The 25,991-nt window shown below is 66.7% G+C and carries 21 protein-coding genes and 3 rRNA genes; 1 reads left to right on the top strand and 23 read right to left on the bottom strand.

The features are described 5' to 3' along the window. The first annotated feature begins 1 nt into the window (after window position 1). The gene (locus DFJ65_RS17800) at window positions 2-187 is read left to right on the top strand and encodes a hypothetical protein (protein ID WP_211308412.1); all 186 of its coding nucleotides are present in this window, start codon (window positions 2-4) and stop codon (window positions 185-187) included. A gap of 26 nt (window positions 188-213) precedes the next feature. Here the strand turns inward: DFJ65_RS17800 and DFJ65_RS09790 are convergent, their stop codons facing one another. From DFJ65_RS09790 to DFJ65_RS09685, 23 genes are all read right to left on the bottom strand, one after another. Continuing rightward, window positions 214-645 carry a hypothetical protein gene (locus tag DFJ65_RS09790; RefSeq protein WP_115922863.1) on the bottom strand — a complete coding sequence of 144 codons (432 nt, stop codon included), beginning with the start codon at window positions 643-645 and terminating at the stop codon, window positions 214-216. Window positions 646-720: 75 nt separating this feature from the next. Beyond that, entirely contained in the window at window positions 721-1,752 is a 1,032-nt protein-coding gene (locus DFJ65_RS09785; RefSeq protein WP_342767510.1) for a pyridoxal phosphate-dependent aminotransferase, read from the bottom strand. Between the two features lie 105 nt (window positions 1,753-1,857). Beyond that, window positions 1,858-2,508 (bottom strand): NUDIX domain-containing protein, encoded by a 651-nt coding sequence (locus DFJ65_RS09780; protein WP_115922862.1) that lies wholly within the window; start codon window positions 2,506-2,508, stop codon window positions 1,858-1,860. Further along, window positions 2,505-4,223, bottom strand: coding sequence for a CTP synthase (locus tag DFJ65_RS09775; protein ID WP_115922861.1), 1,719 nt, complete (start codon window positions 4,221-4,223; stop codon window positions 2,505-2,507). The genes DFJ65_RS09780 and DFJ65_RS09775 overlap by 4 nt, the downstream gene beginning before the upstream one ends. Before the next feature lie 93 nt (window positions 4,224-4,316). Continuing rightward, a complete protein-coding gene (gene murJ / locus DFJ65_RS09770; protein WP_170144054.1) occupies window positions 4,317-5,891 on the bottom strand; it encodes a murein biosynthesis integral membrane protein MurJ in 1,575 nt (524 codons plus the stop codon). Beyond that, window positions 5,888-6,679, bottom strand: a complete 792-nt coding sequence (locus DFJ65_RS09765; protein ID WP_211308411.1) for a hypothetical protein — start codon at window positions 6,677-6,679, stop codon at window positions 5,888-5,890. Before DFJ65_RS09765 ends, murJ begins: the two co-directional genes overlap by 4 nt. After that, a complete protein-coding gene (locus DFJ65_RS09760; protein WP_115922859.1) occupies window positions 6,676-7,608 on the bottom strand; it encodes a copper transporter in 933 nt (310 codons plus the stop codon). Before DFJ65_RS09760 ends, DFJ65_RS09765 begins: the two co-directional genes overlap by 4 nt. Continuing rightward, window positions 7,601-8,782 carry a putative cytokinetic ring protein SteA gene (gene steA / locus DFJ65_RS09755; RefSeq protein WP_115922858.1) on the bottom strand — a complete coding sequence of 394 codons (1,182 nt, stop codon included), beginning with the start codon at window positions 8,780-8,782 and terminating at the stop codon, window positions 7,601-7,603. Before steA ends, DFJ65_RS09760 begins: the two co-directional genes overlap by 8 nt. Then, the gene (recN, locus tag DFJ65_RS09750) at window positions 8,779-10,500 is read right to left on the bottom strand and encodes a DNA repair protein RecN (RefSeq protein WP_115924225.1); all 1,722 of its coding nucleotides are present in this window, start codon (window positions 10,498-10,500) and stop codon (window positions 8,779-8,781) included. The genes steA and recN overlap by 4 nt, the downstream gene beginning before the upstream one ends. Beyond that, entirely contained in the window at window positions 10,500-11,399 is a 900-nt protein-coding gene (locus tag DFJ65_RS09745; RefSeq protein WP_115922857.1) for an NAD kinase, read from the bottom strand. The genes recN and DFJ65_RS09745 overlap by 1 nt, the downstream gene beginning before the upstream one ends. Further along, on the bottom strand, window positions 11,396-12,223 hold the full coding sequence (locus DFJ65_RS09740) for a TlyA family RNA methyltransferase (RefSeq protein ID WP_245950162.1): 828 nt from the start codon (window positions 12,221-12,223) through the stop codon (window positions 11,396-11,398). Before DFJ65_RS09740 ends, DFJ65_RS09745 begins: the two co-directional genes overlap by 4 nt. After that, the gene (locus DFJ65_RS09735; RefSeq protein ID WP_115922855.1) at window positions 12,220-12,438 is read right to left on the bottom strand and encodes a hypothetical protein; all 219 of its coding nucleotides are present in this window, start codon (window positions 12,436-12,438) and stop codon (window positions 12,220-12,222) included. Before DFJ65_RS09735 ends, DFJ65_RS09740 begins: the two co-directional genes overlap by 4 nt. Next, entirely contained in the window at window positions 12,431-14,107 is a 1,677-nt protein-coding gene (locus DFJ65_RS17475; RefSeq protein ID WP_170144053.1) for a hypothetical protein, read from the bottom strand. Before DFJ65_RS17475 ends, DFJ65_RS09735 begins: the two co-directional genes overlap by 8 nt. 35 nt (window positions 14,108-14,142) lie before the next feature. Continuing rightward, window positions 14,143-15,153 carry an HAD-IIA family hydrolase gene (locus DFJ65_RS09725; protein WP_115922854.1) on the bottom strand — a complete coding sequence of 337 codons (1,011 nt, stop codon included), beginning with the start codon at window positions 15,151-15,153 and terminating at the stop codon, window positions 14,143-14,145. A gap of 11 nt (window positions 15,154-15,164) precedes the next feature. Continuing rightward, window positions 15,165-15,533, bottom strand: a complete 369-nt coding sequence (locus tag DFJ65_RS09720) for a single-stranded DNA-binding protein (protein ID WP_115922853.1) — start codon at window positions 15,531-15,533, stop codon at window positions 15,165-15,167. A 169-nt stretch (window positions 15,534-15,702) separates the two neighbouring features. Continuing rightward, a complete protein-coding gene (locus DFJ65_RS17795) occupies window positions 15,703-16,617 on the bottom strand; it encodes a tetratricopeptide repeat protein (RefSeq protein ID WP_211308410.1) in 915 nt (304 codons plus the stop codon). Next, a complete protein-coding gene (locus DFJ65_RS17790; protein WP_211308409.1) occupies window positions 16,614-17,498 on the bottom strand; it encodes a hypothetical protein in 885 nt (294 codons plus the stop codon). The genes DFJ65_RS17795 and DFJ65_RS17790 overlap by 4 nt, the downstream gene beginning before the upstream one ends. A 238-nt stretch (window positions 17,499-17,736) precedes the next feature. Next, window positions 17,737-17,854 (bottom strand): 5S ribosomal RNA (gene rrf / locus DFJ65_RS09710). Window positions 17,855-17,973: 119 nt separating this feature from the next. After that, window positions 17,974-21,085: ribosomal RNA gene (locus tag DFJ65_RS09705) — 23S ribosomal RNA — on the bottom strand. 336 nt (window positions 21,086-21,421) lie between these two features. Further along, window positions 21,422-22,944 (bottom strand): 16S ribosomal RNA (locus DFJ65_RS09700). Together the 16S, 23S and 5S rRNA genes form the textbook arrangement of a ribosomal RNA operon. 577 nt (window positions 22,945-23,521) lie before the next feature. Further along, complete coding sequence (gene tyrS / locus DFJ65_RS09695) at window positions 23,522-24,778, bottom strand: tyrosine--tRNA ligase (protein ID WP_115922852.1); 1,257 nt, start codon at window positions 24,776-24,778, stop codon at window positions 23,522-23,524. 59 nt (window positions 24,779-24,837) lie between these two features. Next, complete coding sequence (locus DFJ65_RS09690) at window positions 24,838-25,443, bottom strand: DNA-3-methyladenine glycosylase (protein WP_115922851.1); 606 nt, start codon at window positions 25,441-25,443, stop codon at window positions 24,838-24,840. Beyond that, the gene (locus DFJ65_RS09685; protein ID WP_115922850.1) at window positions 25,440-25,988 is read right to left on the bottom strand and encodes an AAA family ATPase; all 549 of its coding nucleotides are present in this window, start codon (window positions 25,986-25,988) and stop codon (window positions 25,440-25,442) included. The genes DFJ65_RS09690 and DFJ65_RS09685 overlap by 4 nt, the downstream gene beginning before the upstream one ends. Window positions 25,989-25,991: the final 3 nt, after the last annotated feature.

The raw sequence follows: 25,991 nt of genomic DNA, 5'->3' as shown, positions 1-25,991 counted from the left end.
GATGGCTGTCGCCGACCTGGTGCTGGGTGCGATGCACTTCGGCACCCGCACCACGTCCCGCGATGCGTATGCCCTGCTCGACCCGATCGTCGGGGTCTCCTCGATGGCCCAGCTCGACGAAGCGCTCGACGCCGCCGACCTGCCGCTCGACGACGAGATGATGCGACGCCTCGACGAGGCCGGCTGACGGCTCAAGCAGCGATCAAGCGGTGATCAAGCCGCGATCCGGCAGTCGGCGTAGGCACGCACCGCATCGGGCACGACCAGGTAGCAGCCGAGCAGCGACGCACCGAACGCGTCCGACACGTACGCCTGCCAGCGCAGGTCTTCACCGGTCAGCCGCAGCGCGCCGGGGCGGGCGTAGGCGACGAGCACGCTGAAGTCACCGTCGTGCAGATGGGCGGCGAGGCCTTCCAGGAACTGCGTCGGGCAGGGCGCCGGCGCGGGCAGGTCGTTGACCACGATCGGCTGCACCAGGTGCTTTCCCGCATCGAGCACCAGCAGGCACAGCGACCGGCGGTTGCGGTCTTCGTCGTCGACGAACAGGTCGAGCAGTTCGGCGTAGTCGTGCGTCTCGATGGGGCCCTTGACCCAGGCGGGCGAGCGGGCTTCGGAATGCGATTCGGGCTGTGGTGTGAATGTCATGCCCCGGAGTCTGCGGCGCGGCCGGCGTGCGTGCCGGTTTCCACAGGCAGTTTTTCCGCGCGGTACGCGCGGCGGTCAGACAGCTGCGCCGAGCCGGTCGAAGGCGACGTGCAGGTCGTCGGTCGATCCGCAGAACGACAACCGCATGAAGCGGTGGCCGTCGACGGGGTCGAAGTCGACGCCCGGAGCAAGCGCGACGCCGGTGCGATCGAGGATGTCGAGGGTCCACTGCTGCGAGTCGCCGGTGAGGTGACTGATGTCGCAGTAGGCGTAGAACGCGCCGTCCGGCGGGGCGAAGGAGGTCACCCCGATATCCGGCAGACGGTCGAGCACGACCTGCCGGTTTCGGGCATAACGCTCAACGTGACCTTTCAACTCACTCTCGGCCTCGGGCGTGAAGGCGGCGACCGCACCCACCTGCGAGCCCGCCGGCGCACAGATCGCCAGGTTGCCCTGCAGCAGTTCGACCCGGCGCACCAGGTGCTCCGGCACGAGGTTCCAACCCAGCCGCCACCCGGTCATCGAATGGAACTTGCTCACCGACCCCAGCACCACCGCTTCGCGGGAGGTCTGCCATGCCGTCGCGGTCGGTCGGCCGAACTCGATGCCGTGGTAGATCTCGTCCGACAGCAGCAGCACGTCGTTGGCCTCGCACCAGCGGGCGATCGCCGCGAGCTCGGCGGGGTCGATGATCGTGCCGGTGGGGTTCGCCGGGCTGGCGATGATGAGCCCGTCGGGCTTGACGTCAAGGCGCTCGAGTTGCGCCACCGACGGCTGGAAACGTTGCGCCGCACCGCATTCGAGGTCGAGCACGTTCAGGCCGAGCGCATGGACGGTGTTACGGTAGGCCGGGTACCCGGGGCGGGTCATCGCGATCGTCGCGCCGGCGTCGAAGGCGGCCATCAACAGCGTGCTGAACCCGCCCGAGCTGCCCGAACTGACAACGACCTGCTCGGGGTCGACCTGCACGCCGTAGGTGCGCTCGTAGTGGTCGGCGATGGTGGTGCGTAGCTCGAGGATGCCCTTGGCCTCGCTGTAGCCGAGCGTCTGGGTCTGCGACCCGGCGGCGCACCGGCTCGGGTGCGGGGGTCGACGGTTGCCCCACACACAGCATGATCGCGTCGCCGTGCGTCGTGGCGCGCCGGGTGGCCGCGGCGAGCAACTCCATCACGTGGAAGGGCGGCACACTCCCCCGCTGCGACAGGCGCGGCATCAGCGGTATGCCGGGTGGGTCGGCCACGGTGCGTCGGCCGGACGGAGTCGGGAATAGTCGCCGGCACAGCGCAGCACCGCGAGCACACCCGCGATCGCGGTCGCGTTGTGCAGGCGTCCGTCGAGCATGGCGTCGGACGCCGCAGTGAGCGGCAGCCACCCGGTCGGCATGTCGACCTCCTCGCCCTCCCGCTCGAAGTCGGTCGGGTCGCTGCGGCGCACGTCACGGGCCAGGAACACGCGGATGTTCTCCGAGATGCCACCCGGCGAGGTGAACAGGTCGACCAGCACATGCCACTCACCGGCCGCGAGGTCGGCTTCCTCGGCCAGTTCGCGGGCGGCGGCCGCCTGCGGGTCTTCGCCGGCGACGTCGAGCAGTCCGGCCGGGATCTCCCAGTCGAAGGTGCCGACCGGGTGGCGGTACTGCTGGATCAGCAGCACCTCCTCGGCTCCGGGCTCCCCCCGCAGCGCGACCACCGCCACCGCACCGGTGTGCTGCACATAGTCGCGGGTGACGGTGCCGGCCGCGCCCAGATCGACCCGGTCGGTGACGACGTCCCACACCCGCCCCTCGAACGGGGTCGAGCGGTCGAGCACCGGTGCCGGTTCGTACCGGTCGGCCAGGTCTGCGGGCAGCTGCGGGTGAGTCACGAGTTCGACTGTGCCGCAACCTCTTCGCGGCCGTTGTTCTCTGCCTCGACGGCAGCCTTGGGACGCTCGACCTCGACCAGCCGCGCGGCGCGCTGCTGGTCGATCGCCGCACCGACGAGCCCCGCGAACAGCGGGTGGGCGCGGTGCGGGCGCGACTTGAACTCCGGGTGCGCCTGGGTCGAGACGTAGTAGGGGTGCACGTCCTTGGGCAGCTCGACGAACTCCACCAAGCCCCACTCGGGGTGGGTGCCGCTGACCACGAGGCCGGCCTTCGTCAGCTGGTCGAGGTAGTCGTTGTTGACCTCGTAGCGGTGCCGGTGTCGCTCGGTGACCGTCGTGGCGCCGTACGCGGTCGCGACCACCGACCCGTCGACGAGCTTGGCCTCCTGCGCACCCAGGCGCATGGTGCCGCCGAGGTCACCCGCGCCCTCGACGAAGTTCTTCTGCTCCTCCATCGTGGCGATCACCGGAGCGCTGGTCTGCGGGTCGAACTCGGTCGACGACGCCTCGGCGATGCCGGCGACGTTGCGGCCGTACTCGATGACCATGCACTGCAGACCGAGGCAGATGCCCAGGGTCGGCACCTGCTGCTCACGCGCCCACTTCAGCGCGCCGAGCTTGCCCTCGATGCCGCGCACTCCGAACCCGCCCGGGATGAGCACGGCGTCGACACCGCCGAGCGACTTGGCCGCCCCGGCGTCGGTGGTACAGGTGTCGCTGGCGACCCAGCGGATCTTCACCTTCGCGTCGTGGTGGAAGCCTCCGGCGCGCAACGCCTCGGTGACCGACAGGTAGGCGTCGGGCAGGTCGATGTACTTGCCGACGAGTGCCACCTCGACCTGGTGCTCCGGGTTGTGGACGCGCTGCAGCAACTGGTCCCAGTCGTCCCACTGGACGTCCTGGAACGGCACGCCGAGACGACGCACGACGTAGGCGTCGAGCCGCTCACCGTGCAGCACCTTCGGGATGTCGTAGATGCTCGGGGCGTCGACGCACGCGGCGACGGCCTCGAGGTCGACGTCGCACATCGCGGCGATCTTCTTCTTGATCGACTCGGGGATCTCCCGATCGGCCCGCAGCACAAGGGAATCGGGCTGGATGCCGACCTGTCGCAGCGCGGCGACGGAGTGCTGGGTCGGCTTGGTCTTGAGCTCGCCGCTGGGCGCGAGATAGGGCACCAACGAGACGTGCAGGAAGAACACGTTGTCGCGACCGAGGTCTTGCCGCACCTGTCGGGCCGCTTCGAGGAAGGGCAGCGACTCGATGTCGCCGACGGTGCCGCCGATCTCGGTGATGATCAGGTCGACGTCGGGCCCGGCCTGGGCGCGCATCTGTGCCTTGATCTCGTTGGTGATGTGCGGGATCACCTGGACGGTGTCGCCGAGGTACTCACCGCGGCGCTCCTTGGCGATGACCCGGCTGTAGACCTTGCCGGTGGTCACGTTGGCGCTGCCGGCGAGGTTCGCGTCGAGGAACCGCTCGTAGTGCCCGATGTCGAGGTCGGTCTCGGCGCCGTCGTCGGTCACGAACACCTCGCCGTGCTGGAACGGGTTCATCGTTCCTGGATCGACGTTGATGTAGGGATCGAGCTTCTGCATGGTGACCCGAAGGCCCCGCGCGCCGAGGAGATGTCCGAGGCTGGAAGCCGTCAGACCCTTACCGAGAGAGGAGGCGACGCCTCCGGTCACAAAGATGTGCTTCGTCGTGTCCGCCACGGGCTGCCAGTCTACGCGATGCGCAGCCGTGCTCGGTGCCGGGTGTGCACCCGGCGTGCCGCGTCCGTCCAACAGCGCCGGATCGAACCAAGATCAGCGCTGCAGCGCCGACCTGGCGGCGCGCACGGTCGCCCCATCCAGCCGCGCCAGCAGCCCGACGAACACGGCCACCACGACGGCCCCGACGATGCCGGCGGCGAGGGCGGCGCCGCCGAGCGAGCCGGTCACTCCCCCGAGCGCCGCGCCGAGACCGCATCCGGCGGCACCTGCGACGAGCGCCGCGATCGCCGCTCGGACCCAGGAGCGCACCGCGGCACCGAGTTCGGCGTCGGGCCAGTCGCGGCGCACCAGCACCACCAGCACGGCGGCTGCGACCGTCATCCCGACGCTCGAGCAGGCGCCGAGCACGACCAGCGTGCGGGTTGAATCGGCTTGCACCCCAATGAGGCCGGCGAAGGGCGCCAGGGCTGCGACGAGCCACCCGGCGGCGACGGCGAGCCCGGCGGTGCGCGCGTGACCGCGGGTGTAGAGCGCCCGGCTGAGCAGGGCGACCAGGCTGAACCCGACCAGACCCGGGGCGTACGCCGCGAGCGCCGGGGTCATCGCGTGCATCGCCTCGGGCCGTGCATCGAGCGCACGGAAGAACCCGCCGACGGGGCCCGCGATCGCGATGAGTGCCGCAGCGCCGAGCAGGCCGGTGGCGCCGACGAGCGGAAGCACCCGCGCCAGCACCCGCTGACCGTCGTCGCCGGCGAGCCTGGGGAAGGCGGCCATCGCGATCGGGGTGGCGAGCAAGGCGTAGGGCAGCAGGTAGACCGCCTGCACGTAGTTGTAGACGTTCACCGCACCGACGTCACCGCGTCCGTTGGCCAGGCCGATGGTGGTGAGCACCGCGAGTTGTTGGGCCAGCAGGCCGACCATTCCGGCTCCGGCCAGTCGGCGTGCCCGCGCCGCGACACCGTCGGGGAAGTCGAACCGCGGGCGCAGCCGCACCCCCGCACGGTGCACCGGGAGCAGCAGCGGCAGGCTCAGCACGACCACCCCGGCGGTGGTGCCCCACGCGAGCACGTTGCGGGCGGTGTCGCCGGATTCGTCGTGGCCGTTGGTGAGCGCGCCGTAGGCGAGGTAGGCCGCGATCACGACGATGCTCGACAGCAGCGGCGCGAGGGCGGCGGCCAGAAACCGGCGGTGGGCCTGCAACACGCCCGACAGCACGATGCCGACGCCGTAGAGGAGCACCTGCGGCGCGAAGACCACCAGCATCGCGCCGGTGAGGTCGACCATCGACGAGCAGCGTCCGGTGGCGTTGCCGCTCATCGCCGACGCGATCGGCTTGGCGAACAGCGTCACGAGCACGGCCAGCGGCAACAGCACGGCGACCGCCCAGGTCAGCAGCGCGGACGCGATCCGGTCGGCTCGCTCCCGGTCTCCCCGCTCGACCGCGGAGGCCACTAGCGGCACCACGACCGCGGCGAGCGCACCGCCGGCGGTCACCTCGTAGAGCACGTTCGGCAACTGGTTCGCGGTGGCGTACGCCTGGCCGACACAGGTGCCGCCGACTTCGCGGGAAAAGACCAGCCACCGGCCGAAGCCGACGACGCGGCTGGCGAGGGTGACACCGGCGATCGTGGACGCGGCGCCGATCAGGGTGCCGGCGCGCGAGTTCACTGCGGGCGCCCCCACCGGTCGATCGCGCGCAACACCGGCTGCCCGTCGATCACCCGGGAGAAACTCACCTTCTCCGACGCGACCATCAGCGCGACAACGGCGGTGGTGGCGGCGATGCGCGCCGGCGTGGAGGCACTGCGCGCCCAGCCGGCCGCGATCGCCGCGCCGAGCGCGTTGGCGCCGGTGTCGCCCATCATCGACCGGCCGGCAAGGTCGGCCGGCAACAACACGGCGCCGGCGGCGAGCGGCACGACAGCGACTTCCGGGCGCCGCAGCAGCAACGGCAGATCGGCGAGTGCACCCACCTTGAGCGCACGCCCCGGACGCAGGTCGAACAGGTTCATCAGGTTGGCCGAGGCCGCGATGAGCACGGCTGCCGTCGGGGTGCCGACGAGCCGCCACCGGCCGCGGTCGAGCAGGGCTGCCGCGACGACACCGGTGGCTCCGATGCCGACGATCTTCAGTGCGCCGGTGGTGACCTCGCCGTGGGCGAGTCCGCTGAGGTGGCCCTTGAGCCCGCGCCGGTCGGCCGATCCGGCGACATCGTCGATGAGCCCGAACACGCCCGCGCCGGCGGCCGCGAGCGCCACCGCCGGGTCCACGTACGCCGCGGTGGTGAGCCCGACGACGAGCGCCGGACCCTCGATGAGGGTGACCGGTTCGTCGCGGAAGTTGGTGCGGGACAAGCGTTCCCGCACCGCGGGCAGCCGATGGGCGATCGCCCAGGTTGCTGCCGTGCCGGCGACGGCGAGGCCGACGGCAGCGACCGTGCGGCCCACCGTCGTCACGGGGTGGCGCCCGGCGACGACTCCGGTGACACCCGGGGCACGACCGCAGACGCGTCGCGTCCCATGCCGTACTGACCCGATCGGCCGGCCAGTTCGTCACGTACGGCGAGGCCCAGACCGACCTGACCGATCGGGATCGACCCGTCGTCGATGGTGCTCATCACCGACACCACCTCGGGGGTGTCGCGCAACGAGGTGACCAGGGCGTCGGGTTTCGATCCGCCGTCGCTGGGCGCCGACCCACTGGAGACGCCGACGACCGCGTCGACCGAGATGCCCATCCCGGACACCGACGCCGACCACTTCTTGACCACACCGTCCTTGTCGACCATGCCCGGCCAGACCACGACGACCGCGTCGGCCACCGGCGCGGTCTGCGGGGAGACGGACGCCGCGTCCGACCCGGCCAGATCGCGCAGCACCTCCTGGCCGGCGGGGCGCACCAGCGAGCGGGCAAGCACCGCACCGGCGAGCCGTTCGGCGGGCACGCTCTTGGCGTCGATGCCGACCTTGGCAGCGTCGGTGCGCACCTGCTCGGAGTCGAGCCACTGCGGCGTGATCCATTGCTGCTTCAGCGAAACGGTGGTGGTCACCGTGCCTCCGGCGACGCCGACCGTCTGCTTCACCGACTTCACCAGGGCGTGGTCGGTGTCGGGCAGCGCCACGATCGCGACCCGCTTGTCGGCGAGCGCGCCGGCGAGCACCTTGGGCGCCACCTCGGCCACACCCTCGTCCCGTTTGCGCCCACCGATGCTGGCCTGGTTGACCTGGTTCTGCAGCTCGGACTTGTCCTTGCGCAGTTGAACGACCTGCCCGTTCAGCTGGTCGGCCACCTCGCCGCGCAGTGAGAACCCGCCGATCACGATGCCGGTCGCGAGTGCGAGGAACACCGCGACCAGGGAGACGACGTGGTACCGGAAATCAATCACTGAACAGCCCCTCGAGCCAGGAGTAGAAGGTGTCCCACCGGGCGCCGACGACCTGGAAGAAGGCCTGGCCGGCCGGCGTCGACAACATGGCCACGAGCAGCGCCACGAGTCCGGCCACCACGAGCACCAGCAGCGCCGGCCACCCGATGCTGGAACGGTACAGGCGACTCACGCCCTTCGCGTCGACCAACTTGCTGCCCACCCGAAGTCGGGTGAGGAAGGTGCTCGCCATGCCGGCGCGGCCCTTGTCGAGAAACTCCACCAGCGTGGCATGCGTGCCGACCGCGACGATGAGGTCGGCGCCGGCGTCGTCGGCCATCAGCATCGCGATGTCCTCGCTGGTGCCGGTGGCCGGAAAGACCACGGCGTCCTTGATGCCGAGTTCTTCCACCCGGGACAATCCCGGTGCGCGACCGTCGCGGTAGGCATGGACGACGAGTTCGGCACCGCTGCGCAGCGTTTCGTCGCTGACGGAGTCCATGTCGCCGACGATCATGTCGGGTTTGTGCCCGGCCTCGATGATCGCGTCGGCTCCCCCGTCGACGCCGATCAGCACCGGTTTGAAGTCGCGGATGTAGGGCTTGAGGATCGCAAGGTCTTCCTTGTAGTGGTAGCCACGCACCACGATGAGCACTGGTCGACCGTCGAGATCGGTGCGGATGTCGGGCAGGCCGATGCCGTTGAGCAGCAGGTCGCGTTCCTGTTCGAGGTACTCCATCGTGTTGCCGGCGAACGCGACGATCTGCTCCGACAGCCCCTCCCGGGCGAGCTCCATCGCCTCGTCCACCGACTCGGCGGTCATCACGGTGCCGGTGGCCACGGCCTTGCCGTCGACCATCAAGTGCTCGTCGACGAGCACGCCCGTCGCTCCTTCGAGCTCGGCATCCATCACCTGCTCGCCGACGTCGTCGAGCAGCGGGATGCCCGCCGCGACGAGGATGCCCGGGCCGACATTGGGATACCTGCCGGTCGAGGAGCGGGCCGCGTTGACCACGGCGGACGGGCGGCAGGCGACGAGCGCCTCGGCACTCACCCGATCGATGTCGGCGTGGTTGATGACCGCGATATCGCCCTGCCGCAGACGCTTGGTGAGGTCCTTGGTGCGTCGGTCGACCTGGATGCGACCGAGAGTGTTCTCCGGCACCGGCGCGGCCCGGCGCAGCTTGCTCCTCACGCGTCCATGCTGCCAGCACGCGGCGCCGAAGCCGCGGAGGCGACCTGCTCGAGCAGTTCGTCGACGTGTGCCAGCGCGGCGTCGCTGTCGCTGACGCCGCCGAGCATCCGGGCCAGTTCACGACGGCGTTCGTCGCCTTCGACGACCGCGACATCGCTGACGGTGATGTGGCCGTCGTGCTGCTTGCGCACCACCAGGTGCCGGTCGGCGTACGCCGCGACCTGGCCGAGGTGGGTGACGACGAGCACCTGCGCGTGTGCTGCCAAGGCCTTCAGCCGGGCACCGATGTCGAGTGCCGCCGATCCACCGACACCCGCGTCGACCTCGTCGAAGACGAACGTCGGCACCCCGCCGGCGGCGGTGACGACCTCGATGGCGAGCATCACCCGCGACAACTCACCACCGGACGCCGCCTTGGTGACGCTGCGTGCCTTGCCGCCCTTGTTGGCGGCCAGACGGATCTCGACGTCGTCGACACCGGTGGCGCCGTAGTCACCCTGCCGTGGCTCGACCACGACCTCGACCTTCGCCGAACCCATCGCGAGGTGTGCCAGTTCGGCGGTGACCTCCTTGCCGAGGCGAGCGGCGGCCTTGGTGCGCGCGTTGGTGAGTGCCGTTGCGGCAGAGGCGATCTCGCCGTCGAGGCGTTCGGCGTCGGCGGCCAGCGCGGCGATTCGGTCGTCGGATCCGGCCAGGTCGGTGCTCTCCGCGGCCGCCTGCTGCGACCAGGCGAGCACCTCCTCGACCGTGCTGCCGTACTTGCGGAGCAAGGTGCCGATCGCGGCGCGACGTTCCTGCACCTGTTCCACCCGCGCCGGATCGGCATCGAGGTTCTGCAGGTAGCCCTGGAGATCGGCGGCGAGGTCGGTGAGCAGCACACTGAGTTCGCTCAGGCGGGTGTGCAACGCGCCGAGTGCCGGGTCGTGGTCGGTCGCCCGGGCCAGCGCGGCCGACGCCGTGCCGAGTTGGGTGAGTGCACTGCGGTCATCGATGTCGTCGGTGCCGCTGATCGCGCCGTGTGCACCGGCCGCCGCGGCGAACAGCGCATCGAGATGCTCCAGTCGCATCGACTCCTCGGCGAGCGCGACGTCTTCGCCGGGTTGCGGGTCGACCGCCTCGATCTCCTCCAGCGACGCCGTCAACTGATCGAGCCGCATCGCTCGTTCGCGGGCGTGGGTGCGCAACTCCTGCAGTTCCTTGTGCACCGCGAGTCGTTCGCGGTGCACTGCGGTGTAGCGCTCCAGGCAGGTGCGGACGGCTTTGCCGCCGAAGTCGTCGAGCACCTCGCGGTGCTGATCGGGGCGTTGCAGTCGCCACTGGTCGGCCTGGCCGTGCACGGCGACGATCCGTTCACCGATCTCGCCGAGCACCCCCACCGGGGCGTTGCGGCCGCCGACCCAGGCTCGGGAACGTCCGCCCTCGGCCACCGACCGGGCCAGCAGCAGTTCACCCTCGTCGAGTTCGCCACCGGCTTCGTCGGCGCGCACCACCGCCGGATGGTCGGCCGGCAGGTCGAGTACACCTTCGACGACGCACGATGCCGCGCCATCACGCACGAGTCCCGCGCTCGCGCGTCCGCCGAGCAGGAGTCCGAGCCCCTGCACGACCATCGTCTTGCCGGCACCGGTCTCGCCGGTCAGCACGTTGAGTCCGGGCGCGAACGGCAGGGTCGCGTCGTCGATGACGCCCAGATCCCGGATGCGGATCTCACGCAGCATCAACGCACCTCGCGGGCGCCGCGCCAACCGGTCACCGACAGGTCGAACTTCGCGACCAGGCGGTCGGTGAACGGTGACTGGGCGAGGCGGGCGAGACGCACGGGAAGTTCGCTACGCCGCACGGCGATTCGTGCGCCTTCGGGCAGGTCGAAGCTGCGGCGTCCGTCGCACCACACGACCGCCCGGCCCTGTCCGCTCGGGGACAGTTCGATGGCGACCCGCACGTCGTGGCTGAGCACCAGCGGACGCGCGAACAATGCGTGCGCCGAGATCGGACATACCAGGAAGGCCTGGACACCCGGCCAGACGACCGGTCCCCCGGCGGAGAACGCGTACGCGGTCGAACCGGTCGGGGTGCTGATCACGACTCCGTCGCAACCCCAGGTCGACAACGGTCGGCCGTCGATCTCGACGACGAGTTCGATCATCCGTTCCCGGGACGCCTTCTCGACCGACGCCTCGTTGAGCGCCCAGCTGTTCCAGACGATTTCGTCGTCGACGCTGACGTCGATCTCGAGCGTCTCGCGCTCCTCGACGGTCCAACTGCGGTCGACGATGCGCTGGGCCGCCTCGCGCACGTTGTCGCGCTCGGCCTCGGCGAGAAAGCCGACGTGACCGAGGTTGATGCCGAGCAGCGGCGTGCACGCGTCGCGCACCGTCTCGGCGGCGCGCAGGATCGTGCCGTCGCCGCCGAGCACCACGGCCAGCTCGCATCCTTCACCGGGCGTGCCGGTCTGGGGCACGACGTTCGGGTTGTCGAGCACGCCGAAAGCGCGCAGTTCCTCCTCGTCGCCGGTGACCTCGATCTGCTGCGCGGCCAGTTCGGAGACGAGTTCGCACGCGGCCTGTCGGGCCTGCTCCCGCCCGGGGTGGCCGATGAGCAGCACGCGCCGGGTCATCCGTCCTCCTGCTCGATCGTCGTCACGAAGGCCGCGATCGCGGCGTCGTCCATCTTGCCTGCCGGGCGCTTGCGCGCCCACAGCAGGTACTCCTGGTTGCCGGTGGTGCCCGCAACCACACTGCGATCAAGACCGTGCACGGTCAGCCCTGCGGCGTCGATAGCTTCCAGCACTGCACGGACGGCGCGCGCACGCTCGCGCGGTGAGCGCACCACACCACCGTGACCGAGCCGCTCGCGACCCACCTCGAACTGTGGTTTCACCAGCGCGACCAGGTGCCCGTCGTCCGTGAGCAGCCGCGCGAGATCGGCGGCGACCAGCGTGAGCGAGATGAAGCTGAGGTCGGTGACGACGAGGTCGGCGGGTCCACCGATCGTCTCCGGATCGATGCCGCGCACGGTGGTTCCCGAGTGGTCACGCACGCGGTCGTCGTCCCGCACTGCAGGGGCCAGTTGCCCGTGCCCGACGTCGACGGCCTCGACGACCGCGGCGCCGCGGCTCAGCAACACCTGGGTGAAACCGCCGGTCGATGCACCGACGTCGATCGCCCGCAGCCCCGCCGGGTCGACCTCCCCGAACGCGGCCAGCGCACCGAGCAGCTTGTGCGCCGCCCGGCCGACCCACGGGTCGACCTCGCCGACCACCTCGAGTTCGGTGTCGGGGGTGACCTTGACCGACGGCTTGTCGATCGTGTCGGCACCAGACCGCACCCGGCCGGCGAGGACGAGGTCGCGCGCCACCGCGCGCGACCTCGCCAATCCTCGAGTGACCAGCGCCTGGTCGACCATTTCCGAACCGGTCATCGCAGGCTCACCGGCCGTCATCGATCGATGCTGGACAGCTGCCGTCGCAGGGTGTCGTGGGCGGCGCCGAGCGTTTCGATCTGTTCGTCGAGATCGATCTCGGGCAGCTGTCCCTCCGCGTCGGCCGACGTGCTCGGCAACGCCCGCACGCGGCTCATCGCGTCGTCGATCTCGGCCGCGCCGCGCTCATGGGCGGGCGCGACCGGGCCGGGCTTCGGAACGTTCGACTCAGACATTCGTGGACGGCGCCGCCTCGTTGTTCGCCGGTTCGTCCTTCGCCTCCGCAGACTCCGGCGCGCCGGTCTCGGCGGCGGGGGCCTGTGCCGACGGCGCGGTCGTCGTGTCGGCAGCCGGAGCGCCGGTGCTCGAGGCGGACGGCTTGTCGGAGGTCGACGCAGCGTCCTTCGCGGGCTCGGTGGCCGCAGCCTTCGAGGCGTCCGCCGCGGCCGGGTCGGCTGCCGACGTGGTGGACGTCGAGTCCGCCGCGACGGTGGCCGTCGACGGCGTCGCGACCGACGACGGCGTGGCGGGTGCGGTCGGCACCTCGGGGGCCGAGTTCGTCGACGTGGCGGTGCTTGCCTGTGCGGTGCTCGCAGACGCAGTGCTCGTCGGTGCGGTCTCGACCTCGGTGGCCTTGGTCGTCTGCGGCTTCGGGGCGGTGTCGGTCGCTGCCTTCTTAGCCGACGTTGCGGTGGTGCTGCCCGAGGACGCCGTCGCCGCCTTGGCAGGCATCGTCTTCTTGGCGGGTGCAGCCTTCTTGGCGGGTGCAGCCTTCTTGGTGGTCGACTTCGCCGGAGCCGGCGACGCCTTCGTCGTCGCAGACTTCGCGGTGCCGGTCGTCTTGGCCGCCGAGCTCTTCGTCGCAGCCTTCGTCGCCGGTGCCGCCTTCGTCGCGGTGCTCTTCGCAGCCACGGTCTTCGCCGGGGTTGCCTTCGTGCCGGTCGCCTTCGTGGTGGGGCTCGCAGTCTTGGCCGCCGACTTCGCAGGCGTGGCAGCGGCGTTGGTGGCCGACTTCTTGGCAGCAGCGGTCTTCGCCTGCTGCGTGCCGGTCGACTTCGCCGCAGCCTTCTTGGTCGCAGCCTTCTTGGTCGCAGTCTTCTTGGTCGCAGTCTTCTTGGTCGCAGTCTTCTTGGTCGCAGTCTTTTTGGCAGGCTGAGCAACGGACGCCTTTGCCGCCGACTTCTTCGCAGCGGTCGACGTGGCGGCGGTCGTCGCAACCGACTTCTTCGCGGTGCCCGCACCTGCCGGGGTCGCAGCGGCCTTGCTGGCCGTCTTGCCCACGGTCTTCTTCGCGGGAGCCTTCGCGGCGGGCGCCGACTTCGCGGCCTGCGCGGCGGGCGCCGACTTCGCAGCCTTCTTCACCGCAGCGCGCGAGGGGGTCTTCGACGCGGCCTTGGAAGCAGCCTTGGTAACGGGCTCGGCGGACGGCTCGGTCTCGTCCACGGCTGCCGGAACTTCAACAGCGGGCGCGGGGATGCTCTTGCTGCGGCGACCGGGCACTGCACGCGCGGCCGCGCCGCGGGCGCCGGTGGTCGCAATTCCCGCGAGGGTTGCGGTGCCGCCGGCGATGCTTGCGCGCAGCGCACGCAGTTCCTGGCTCAGTCGGTCGATCTCCTGCTGGGCGTTGCCGAGTTCGGCGAGCGTCGACAGTCCGACCTTCTCCAGCTGACCGGCGATCTCGGCCTGCACCGTCTCACTGATCAACTGACGGTTGGCCGCCGCGGCAGCGATGAGTTCGTCCGCCAGGGTCGAGACCTGGCCGGCCACCGCACCGGCCCGACCGGCCGGCTTTTCCAGCCCGGTCACGGCCAGCAAGGTCTGCGCCGCCTCCGTCGCCTTGGCGCGCGTGAGTTCCCCTGCGCCGGAAAGAATTTGCAGTGCTGCGCGCACGCTGTCGAGACCCATGGCCGCTCCTGATAGGTGACTTGTTCGGCTAGAGCCTACTTGCTCGTAACCCAAAGGTTCACTGCTTCGGTGCGGTCGATCATGCCCGTGTCGACGCCTTCCCAAAGCACCGCCAGCACGAGCCGGAGACGTTCCTGTCCGGTGATCGTTCCACGCACCTCGAGGCAGGCGTCGCCACCTTCACCGTCCAGTCGCGCCCGTGCGGCGCCCAGTTGCCACCCGTCGTCGCGGCGGCGCGGCTCGTCGTACGGGTCGTGCAGCGCACGGAGATCGTCGGCGACATAACGAGGACGCAGATCGGCCGGCGCCGCAATGAGATCGGTGGGGCCATGCACACCCGTGAGCACGTGGAGGCAATCCATTCCTGCGGCGTGGGCGCCGGCGACATCGGTCTCGAGCCTGTCGCCGATACCCAGCGTGCGTGCAGCGCTCGACCCGAGCCGTGCTGCGGCCATCGTGTACATCAACGGTCCGGGCTTGCCGACCACTTCCGGGTCGACGTCGACCGCCTCGCGGACGGCGCCGATGAGCGCCCCGTTACCGGGGGCGGTGCCCTGGGCCGTCGGCAATGTGCGGTCGGTGTTGGTCGCCACCCACCGCGCGCCACGCTGCACCGCATACGCGACATGGGCGAGGTCTTGTGCGGTCACCTTCGGGCCGTACCCCTGCAGCACCGCCGCCGGCTGCTCGGACTTCAACCCCGTCACGACCCGGAAACCCTTGTCGGACAACGCAAGACGCACCCCGTCGCCACCCACGGCCAGAACGGTCGCGCCCTCATGGAGGTGTCGCGCCAAGTGATCGGCTCCGGCCATCGAACTGTTGATCACAGCCGAGTCGTCGGTCGTCAGGCCGAGCTCGCGCAGGTGCTCGGCCACCTCGGCCGGCGGGCGGGAAGCGTTGTTGGTGGCATAGGCAACCTTCACACCGGCACCACCAGCGGCTTCGACCGACTCGATGGCATACGGCACCGGCTCCGGGCCGCGGTAGATCACCCCGTCCAGGTCGCACACCAACGCGTCGTACCGGCTGAGCAGGGAGTCCATGCCCCCCATTCTCACCCGGCGCTTCGGCGGGGTGATCGACGGCTGAGGGTGCGGGCTTCGAGATCCATCCGGCTGGTGACCCCGCCGGGACCGCGGCGCACATTTCGGCGCATCGCCCCGCGAAGTTCGACGAGGTCACCGTCGGCCAGGGAGCGCCCGGTGCGGCGGGTCGCCGCGCTGAAGCAGGTGACGTCGAACAAATCGCTGCGCGGACTGCGTGCACTGCGCCGGTCGGCCGCAGCCCGCTCGACGGCGACCCGAAGGGCGACGATCTCGTCGCCGCTGGGCAGTGTGCGAACCTCCGGTTCTGCTCGGACAACTCCGATGAGATGAACCTCGTTGCAGTGGACGAGGGTGTCGGGCGGCGGTGTCGTGGTCATGAGTCCTCCTGGTGTCTGGTGAGTGCAGCATCGCTGCTGCACACCGGCTCGAGAACTCTGCGACCACCGTTGTGTGGACAACGCCCCGCCGACACCGAGGCTGTGATGCACGAAAGAGGCCCCCGGCCGTCTCCTGTGGATGGTCGGGGGCCTCCTTCGTGCATTCGGCTCAGCTGGGGTCGCCGTCCCGGTCAGCCTCGTCGGTTGCGTCGTCGTCGGACTCTTCAGCGTCCACGTCGTCGTCGGCTTGCTCCGCGTACGCGTCGTCCTTCTCGTACGCGTCGTCCTCGGCGCCGTCAGACTCTTCGGGCTCGTCCTCGTGAGTGTCGTCACCCATGACCTGGCCGTCGAGTTCATCGTCGTCCAGATCCACCGGTCCACCCGGACGCTCCGGGGTGAGCAGGTCGTCGACGTCCTCTTCGTCGCCGAGCAGGTCGAGCATGTCGACACCGTCGAGTTCGGCGACCCGCTCGTACGCATCGGTGAGGCCGTCCTCGTCCGCGCTCGCCGACCGGGCGAAGTACTCGCGGGCGGCCGACTCGTCGCCGGTCGCAAGCAGCGCTTCGGCGTAGGCGTACAGCAGTCGCGATGCCCACGGCTGGCGGCCGGCCTTCTCGAGGGCAGGGATCCGCAATCCGATGAGCGCAGCGTCGGGCTGTCCCATGTCGCGACGCACACCGGAGACCACGATCGCAAGTTCGATCGCGTCGTCCTGAGCAAGGCGCTTCGCCTCCGGGGAGGCAGCCAGGTCGAGCGCGCGGTCGTAACGGCCGAGGCCTCGTTCGCAGTCGACCATGTAGGGCAGCAAATGATCAGACCCCGACAGTCGGCGCGCGGTCTTGAACTCCCGCAGCGCATCGGTGAACTCCCCGCGGCGGTAGCGCACAAGGCCGAGAGCTTCGCGGACGGCGGGAACCCGGCCCGCGCGCCGCGCAGCGTGTTCGGCGTGCTCGAGCGCGCGGTCCTCGTCGTCTTCGAGCAGGATCGCTGCCGCGGCGAGATGGGCCGCGACGCCTTCGGCGTTCTCTGCCGACAGGGTGCGCAACTGCTGCCACACGCTGCGGTCGAGTTCCTTGCCGGTCACGCCCTCGGGCAACACCGGCTCGCGGCGCTTGTCACGCCGGCCCTGCTCGTCGAGCCCGCGCTCCCAGCTGCGCGGTCCGCCCTCGGGACGATCCGATCGATCGTCGGAGCGCCGGTCATCACGCCGGTCGTCGAAACGTCCACGGCCCTGACCGCCACGGTCACCACGGTCGTCCCGACGTGCTCGATCGAAGTCGCCGCCACGGCGGTTGTCGTCGCGACGCGGCCCGCCACCACGGCGGTCGTCGCTCCAACGCCCGCCACGGTCGTCACGCCGGTCATCACGCCCACGTCCGTAACCGCCGCCACGGTTGTCACCCCCGCGGAACCCGCGGTCGCGGTCGTCACGGCGCTCGGAGCGTTCCCCGTATCCGCCTCGGCGCTCGTTGCTCCGGTTGTCGGAACCGCGGTAGCCGCCCGCGCGATCATCCCGTCCGCCATAGCCTCCGCGCCGGTCATCACGCCGGTCGTCGCGCCGACCATCACGCCGGTCGTCGCGCCGACCATCCGAACGTCCACCGCGGTTGTCTGCTCCGCGGTAGCCACCACGATCGTCGCGACCTCCGCGTCCACGGTCGTCGCGACGTTCGAAGCCACCTCGGCGTTCACCCTGCCGGTCGTCCCGTCGGTCGTCGCGACGGTCATAGCCGCCCCGTCGATCGTCACGGCGCTCGTAGCCTCCACGACGGTCGTCACGTCGGTCACCGTCACGGTCGTCACGCCGTCCATCGCGCCGATCACCGTCGGAGCGACGGGGGAACGAACCCCCGGAGCGCTGCGGACGATCGTCACGGTCACGCCGCGGGTAGCCGCCACGGCCGCGGTCGTCACCATCGCGCCGCGGACGGTCCTCTCGCCGGCCGCCGTCGCGACCACGGTCACGTGATTCGCCGCGCTCCGGCCTGTTGTCGCCATTACCTTCGGAGCGTGCTCGGGACCAGCGACCGGAACGGCCCTGCTCGTCTGCCTTGTCGGGCTGCTCGTCCGTCACACCAATCTCCTTCGAACTGTCCTGCTCGGGGGCTCGCAACAGCCCATTCTTCCACGTCAAATGGAAATTGGAGGGTTGTCCCCGGGTCTTGTCGACCATCACGGGGACAACCCTCCAATTTGAGGTGAAGTCCGGCGGTGTCCTACTCTCCCACACCCTACCGAGTGCAGTACCATCGGCGCTGAAGGGCTTAGCTTCCGGGTTCGGAATGTAACCGGGCGTTTCCCACTTCGCTATGACCGCCGTAACACTATGAAACTATCAGCCGACACCACCCACAATTGTGTGGTGTTGCGTGTTGTTTCAGATATTGCATAGTGAACGCGAAGACTCAAATTCTGCAGCACAAACCTGTAAGAACGAGTTTTTGGTAAGTTATCGGTTTATTAGTACCGGTCAGCTACACACATTACTGTGCTTCCACATCCGGCCTATCAACCCAGTAGTCTACTGGGAACCTCCCCACCACAAGGGTGATGGAAACCTCATCTTGAAGCGTGCTTCCCGCTTAGATGCTTTCAGCGGTTATCACTTCCGAACGTAGCTAATCAGCGGTGCCCTTGGCAGAACAACTGACACACCAGAGGTTCGTCCATCCCGGTCCTCTCGTACTAGGGACAGGTCTTCTCAAGTTTCCTACGCGCACAGCGGATAGGGACCGAACTGTCTCACGACGTTCTAAACCCAGCTCGCGTACCGCTTTAATGGGCGAACAGCCCAACCCTTGGGACCTACTCCAGCCCCAGGATGCGACGAGCCGACATCGAGGTGCCAAACCATGCCGTCGATATGAGCTCTTGGGCAAGATCAGCCTGTTATCCCCGGGGTACCTTTTATCCGTTGAGCGACGGCGCTTCCACAAGCCACCGCCGGGTCACTAGTCCCGACTTTCGTCTCTGCTCGACATGTCTGTCTCACAGTCAAGCTCCCTTGTGCACTTACACTCAAAACCTGATTGCCAACCAGGCTGAGGGAACCTTTGGGCGCCTCCGTTACCTTTTGGGAGGCAACCGCCCCAGTTAAACTACCCACCAGGCACTGTCCCTGATCCGGATCACGGACCGAGGTTAGGAGCCCAGAACGACCAGAGTGGTATTTCAACGATGACTCCACACACACTGGCGTGCATGCTTCACAGTCTCCCACCTATCCTACACAAGCCGTACCGAACACCAATACCAAGCTGTAGTAAAGGTCCCGGGGTCTTTCCGTCCTGCTGCGCGTAACGAGCATCTTTACTCGTAGTGCAATTTCGCCGAGTTCGCGGTTGAGACAGTGGAGAAGTCGTTACGCCATTCGTGCAGGTCGGAACTTACCCGACAAGGAATTTCGCTACCTTAGGATGGTTATAGTTACCACCGCCGTTTACTGGCGCTTAAGTTCTCAGCTTCGCCCAAAGGCTAACCGGTCCCCTTAACGTTCCAGCACCGGGCAGGCGTCAGTCCGTATACATCGAATTACTTCTTCGCACGGACCTGTGTTTTTAGTAAACAGTCGCTTCTCCCTGGTCTCTGCGGCCCTCACCCCTAGTGAGCAAGTCACTTCAAGGATTGGGCCCCCCTTCTCCCGAAGTTACGGGGGCATTTTGCCGAATTCCTTAACCACGATTCACTCGATCGCCTTAGTATTCTCTACCTAACCACCTGAGTCGGTTTAGGGTACGGGCGGCTCGAACCTCGCTAGAAGTTTTTCTCGGCAGCATAGGATCACCCTACTTCCCACATTCGTGGTCACCATCAACTCTCAGGCACATGACTGGCGGATTTGCCTACCAGTCGCCCTACAGTCTTGGACGGGGACAACCATCGCCCCGCGGAGGCTACCTTCCTGCGTCACTCCATCGCTTACCTACTACAAGATCGGGTCCCACGCTCCCCACAAACACGCCCACCCGAAGGTGAACAAACGTCATGGTTTGGGTGGTTAGCATCCCCTGATTCGATATGGGCGGTCCTTCGCCGGTTCCGGAATATCAACCGGATGTCCATCGACTACGCCTGTCGGCCTCGCCTTAGGTCCCGACTTACCCAGGGCAGATTAGCTTGACCCTGGAACCCTTGGTTATTCGGCGGACGGGTTTCTCACCCGTCATTCGCTACTCATGCCTGCATTCTCACTCGTGTGGCCTCCACGACTCGATCACTCGGCCGCTTCACCGCCCACACGACGCTCCCCTACCCAACCACACCCCTGGACACAAGGTCAGGGTGATGTGTGATTGCCACAGCTTCGGTGATGTGCTTGAGCCCCGCTACATTGTCGGCGCGGAATCACTTGACCAGTGAGCTATTACGCACTCTTTAAAGGGTGGCTGCTTCTAAGCCAACCTCCTGGTTGTCACAGCAACTCCACATCCTTTCCCACTTAGCACACGCTTAGGGACCTTAGCTGGTGATCTGGGCTGTTTCCCTCTCGACTATGAAGCTTATCCCCCACAGTCTCACTGCCACGCTCTCACGTACCGGCATTCGGAGTTTGGCTGACGTCAGTAACCTGGTGAGGCCCATCAGCCATCCAGTAGCTCTACCTCCGGCACGAAACACGCGACGCTGCACCTAAATGCATTTCGGGGAGAACCAGCTATCACGGAGTTTGATTGGCCTTTCACCCCTACCCACAGCTCATCCCCTCAGTTTTCAACCTAAGTGGGTTCGGTCCTCCACGACGTCTTACCGTCGCTTCAACCTGGCCATGGGTAGATCACTCCGCTTCGGGTCTAGACCCAGCGACTATAGGCGCCCTCTTCGGACTCGCTTTCGCTACGGCTACCCCACACGGGTTAACCTCGCCACTGAGCACTAACTCGCAGGCTCATTCTTCAAAAGGCACGCCATCACCCACCCAAAGGCAGGCTCTGACGGATTGTAAGCGCACGGTTTCAGGTACTATTTCACTCCCCTCCCGGGGTACTTTTCACCTTTCCCTCACGGTACTAGTCCGCTATCGGTCACCAGGGAATATTTAGGCTTAGCAGGTGGTCCTGCCAGATTCACACCGGATTTCACGGGCCCGGTGCTACTTGGGAACACATCCAAGACAGTGACACATGTTTCGACTACAGGACTTACACCCTCTACGGTCAACCATTCAAGATTGTTCGTCTACACGCGCCATTTCTAACTGCCCACCAGCATGTCAGCACTGGTAAGAACGGCCCCACAACCCCACGACTGCAACCCCTGACAGGTATCACACAACCGCGGTTTAGCCTCATCCGCTTTCGCTCGCCACTACTCACGGAATCACTGTTGTTTTCTCTTCCTGTGGGTACTGAGATGTTTCACTTCCCCACGTTCCCTCCACACACCCTATGAGTTCAGATGCGGGTCACACCACATGAATGGTGCGGGGTTCCCCCATTCGGAAATCCTCGGATCACAGTCTGGTTATCGACTCCCCGAGGCTTATCGCAGATTCCTACGTCCTTCATCGGTTCCTGGTGCCAAGGCATCCACCGTACGCTCTTAAAAACTTACACAAAATACTAAGAACAAATCTCAGAAATGCTTACAGAGCACTACAGATGCTTCGCGTCCACTATGCAATTCTCAAACAACACACAGCAACCCCCACCAACCACACGAAACTCATGCAGCCGGCGCAAGGCCTGCCAACCCAGAAGAAACAAACCGTTCCCTCAGGACCCAACAACGTGCCGACACCCAACCAGACACCAACCCAACACTTTCCACAACCCCTCTGACAAGGTTCGTACTCACGCCGAGCCGGCACCCAACCAGGCACCATGATCGATGTTCCACCCTTGAGCAACCCCCACCACACACTCGGTGATGAAAAGGCATGCGCTCCTTAGAAAGGAGGTGATCCAGCCGCACCTTCCGGTACGGCTACCTTGTTACGACTTAGTCCCAATCGCCAATCCCACCTTCGACGGCTCCCCCCACAAGGGTTAGGCCACCGGCTTCGGGTGTTACCAACTTTCGTGACTTGACGGGCGGTGTGTACAAGGCCCGGGAACGTATTCACCGCAGCACTGCTGATCTGCGATTACTAGCGACTCCAACTTCATGGGGTCGAGTTGCAGACCCCAATCCGAACTGAGACCGGTTTTAAGGGATTCGCTCCACCTCACAGTATCGCTGCCCTCTGTACCGGCCATTGTAGCATGCGTGAAGCCCAAGACATAAGGGGCATGATGATTTGACGTCATCCCCACCTTCCTCCGAGTTGACCCCGGCAGTCTCCCATGAGTCCCCACCATCACGTGCTGGCAACATGGAACGAGGGTTGCGCTCGTTGCGGGACTTAACCCAACATCTCACGACACGAGCTGACGACAACCATGCACCACCTGTACACCAGCCAAAAGGCTGCACCATCTCTGGCACATTCCGGTGTATGTCAAGCCTTGGTAAGGTTCTTCGCGTTGCATCGAATTAATCCGCATGCTCCGCCGCTTGTGCGGGCCCCCGTCAATTCCTTTGAGTTTTAGCCTTGCGGCCGTACTCCCCAGGCGGGGCGCTTAATGCGTTAGCTGCGGCACGGAACTCGTGGAATGAGTCCCACACCTAGCGCCCAACGTTTACGGCATGGACTACCAGGGTATCTAATCCTGTTCGCTCCCCATGCTTTCGCTTCTCAGCGTCAGTAATGGCCCAGAGACCTGCCTTCGCCATCGGTGTTCCTCCTGATATCTGCGCATTTCACCGCTACACCAGGAATTCCAGTCTCCCCTACCATACTCTAGCCTGCCCGTACCCACTGCAGAACCGGAGTTAAGCCCCGGTCTTTCACAGCAGACGCGACAAACCGCCTACAAGCTCTTTACGCCCAATAATTCCGGACAACGCTCGCACCCTACGTATTACCGCGGCTGCTGGCACGTAGTTAGCCGGTGCTTCTTCTCCAGGTACCGTCACTTCCGCTTCGTCCCTGGTGAAAGAGGTTTACAACCCGAAGGCCGTCATCCCTCACGCGGCGTCGCTGCATCAGGCTTTCGCCCATTGTGCAATATTCCCCACTGCTGCCTCCCGTAGGAGTCTGGGCCGTGTCTCAGTCCCAGTGTGGCCGGTCACCCTCTCAGGCCGGCTACCCGTCAAAGCCTTGGTAAGCCACTACCTCACCAACAAGCTGATAGGCCGCGAGTCCATCCCCCACCAAAAAATCTTTCCACCCACAACCATGCGATCATGAATGAATATCCAGTATTAGACCTCGTTTCCAAGGCTTATCCCAGAGTGAAGGGCAGGTTACTCACGTGTTACTCACCCGTTCGCCACTAATCCACCACAGCAAGCTGCGGCTTCATCGTTCGACTTGCATGTGTTAAGCACGCCGCCAGCGTTCGTCCTGAGCCAGGATCAAACTCTCCGTAAAAAATCACAAAAACTATCCTGGCCAAAATCAACAAGAGCATTACTTGCTACATAGTCAATCTCAACCAAACAAACATTTGGCATCAATCACTCGACACGCTGTTGAGTTCTCAAGAAACGTTTGCTCACCGTTGGGCTTCTCTTGCGATCCGCACTCTGGGGCAACCTCTTCAGGTTATCATCTCTTCTTTTCGCTTTCAAATCCGCGTTTCGGCCGATCTGACTGCTTCTGAGAAGCGATGAAGTTTTTGCTTTGAATTTGCCTTTTTATTTCGGCTTTCTCAGCAACCTCTTCAGGTTAGCACCACTTTTGTTTGCTTCCAAATCGACTTTCGCTGATTTGTTTTGCTCGGAAGCGGTGGGTTTGTGCCCCGGGACCGGCCTCGCCTCTCGGCTCGTCCGTGCCTCCCGCTGGGCGACTCGGAGAACACTACGCGTCTCGTCCCGCGATGCCAAATCGGTGCGTGCATGACCTGCATCACAGTACTCCGATGCTCGCCCGAGGATGCGCCGAGGCCCGAAATCACGCGGGTTTCCGCGGTCTCCGGGCCTCGGCAGGACGTGTCCGGCGGCGAGGTTCAGCTCGCTCGCGCGGCCGCCTGGTACTTCCGTCCCCGCTTGATCACCGCGACGACGCCGTGCAGGTAGTCGTCGGCGCCCAAGGTCGCGTCGACGTCCGTGACCTTCTCGTTGTTGACCGACACGCCCCCGTCACCGATCAGCCGGCGCGCGGCGTTGCGGGAGTCGGCAATGCCAACGGTGATGAGCGCATCGACGATCGGAGTGCCGGCCGGCACCACGCCACCGGGCAGTTCGGCCGTCGCGTCCTGCAGCGTTCCCGCGTCCAGCGCGTGCAAGTCACCCTTGCCGAACAGTGCTTCCGAGGCGGCCTGCGCACTCACCGTCGCGACCGCTCCGTGCACCAAGGTCGTCGCAGCCGCGGCGAGTGCACGCTGCGCCGCGCGCTTGAACGGCTCGTTCGCCACCTGTTCCTCGTAGTCCTTGATCTCATCAGGGCCGAGATCGCTGAACACCTTGAGCAGCTTGATGACCTCGGAGTCCTCGACGTTCAGGAAGTACTGGAAGAACGCGTAAGGCGAGGTCATCGTCGGGTCGAGCCAGATCGCGTTGCCCTCGGACTTGCCGTACTTGCGTCCCGTGCTGTCGGTGAGCAACGGCGTCGTCAGCACGTGCACGTGTTTGCCCTCGGCCTGTCGGATCAGGTCGACGCCGGCGAGGATGTTGCCCCACTGGTCGACCGCGCCGGTCTGGAGCGTGCAGTCGTAGGTGCGGAAGAGGTGCAGGTAATCCAGGCCCTGCAGGATCTGGTAGCTGAACTCGGTGTAGCTGATGCCGGCATCGGAGTTGAGTCGCGCGGAGACCGCGTCCTTCTTGATCATCGAGTTGACCCGGAAGTACTTGCCGTAGTCGCGCAGGAAGTCCAAGGCACTGATGCCTTCGGTCCAGTCGAGGTTGTTGACCATGCGTGCCGGGTTGTCACCCTCGAAGTCGAGGAAGGACTCTGCTTGACGCTGGATCGAGGCCACTGCCTCGGCCACCTGCTCCTTGCTACGCAGCACCCGCTCGCTGTCCGGCTTCGGGTCACCGATGAGCCCGGTCGACCCGCCGACGAGGCAGATCACGTGGTGTCCGGCCCGCTGCAACTTCCGTGCCACGACGAGTTGCACCAGGTTGCCGAAGTGCAGGGAGGGCGCCGTGGGATCGAATCCCACATACATGGTGAGCGTCCCGTCGAGCGCTTCCCGCAACGCGGCCTCGTCGGTGGTCTGCGCCACCAAGCCACGCCACTGCAGCTCGTCGAAGATGTTGCTCACCGGTGAATCCTTCCCTCGGGGGTAACGGCGTGCCTGTTGCGCGCCGGGTCAAGCCTGCCTCATCGCTCGACCGCTCTGCGACGCGGTTTCGCCGGACGGTACGGCGACACGCTCGGTTCGCCGTCGATCCAGAAGCGCCACGGGTACTCCGGGCCACCTCCTGCGCCCGACACCCCGACCCGCGGACCGCTGCTGATCGCCCGCTTCGTCAACGGCTCCCCCAGCTCGAGCCGCACCGGTGACGCGGGGTCGTGCAGGTCGAGGTCGTAGTCGTCGAGACCGATCCCGAGCGCACTGGTCAGCCGCGCCGGCCCACGTGCGAGGTCACGGTCGCTCCTACCGGGGCGACGGCGACGCGCGAGCTCGATGCCGTCCACCACCGTCCCGGCCCGAAGCAGCACCGCAGCTGCCGTGCCGTCCACACCGCAGACGTAGTTCGCACAGACGTGCATTCCGTAGCTGAAGTACACGTACAGCCGGCCCGCAGGGCCGAACATCACCTCGGTGCGCGGGGTGCGTCCGCGGAAGGCGTGCGACCCCGGGTCGTCCTGCCCGGCGTACGCCTCCACCTCGGTCAGCCGCACGCTCACCCCACGTCCGTGCAGGGTCGCACCGAGCAGCCGCATGGCGGCGTCGGTGGCGGGAATGTCGAGCACGTCGCTCACGAGCGGCCGGCGAACTCGAGGACCCGGTCGACGGTGGTAGCCGGCGAAAGGTCGGTGGTGTCGATCTCGATCGCGTCGGGCGGGGCCGGCAGCGTGCCGCTCGCCAGCGCGTGACGAAGCAGCTGCGGATCGCGCAGTTTCGCGCGCCGTCGGCGGTCTTCGGAAGTCACTCGTTCCAAGAGGGTGTCGGGGGACGCGGACAGCCACACCAGAACCAGGCGCGCCCCGCGCTTTGCCGCGAGTGCCCTGATGCGGTCGAGGAAAGCCGCATCGGTCGGCGAGTCGTCGAGCCAGTTCGTCAGGATGTGGTCGATGTCCGCAGCAGCGAGGGCGATCGCCTCGTGCACCACGTCGATGACGCGCTCCCGCAGCGGGCCGAACCCCGCCGGCAACGGGCGGACTCCGTCGGCACCGAGTGGCACGAACACCGGGTCGTTAACCAGATGGTTGTCGATCAACGCCGCCCCGGTGCGCTCACGCAGCAAGGTGGCGACGGTGAGCTTGCCAACCGCAGGAGGGCCGACGAGGTAGTAGAGGACTGGCACTCC

The organism is Calidifontibacter indicus (assembly GCF_003386865.1).
Classification (GTDB): domain Bacteria; phylum Actinomycetota; class Actinomycetes; order Actinomycetales; family Dermatophilaceae; genus Yimella; species Yimella indica.
Note: the sequence above shows the minus strand (reverse complement) of the source record. Positions and strands in the feature narration are given on the sequence as shown.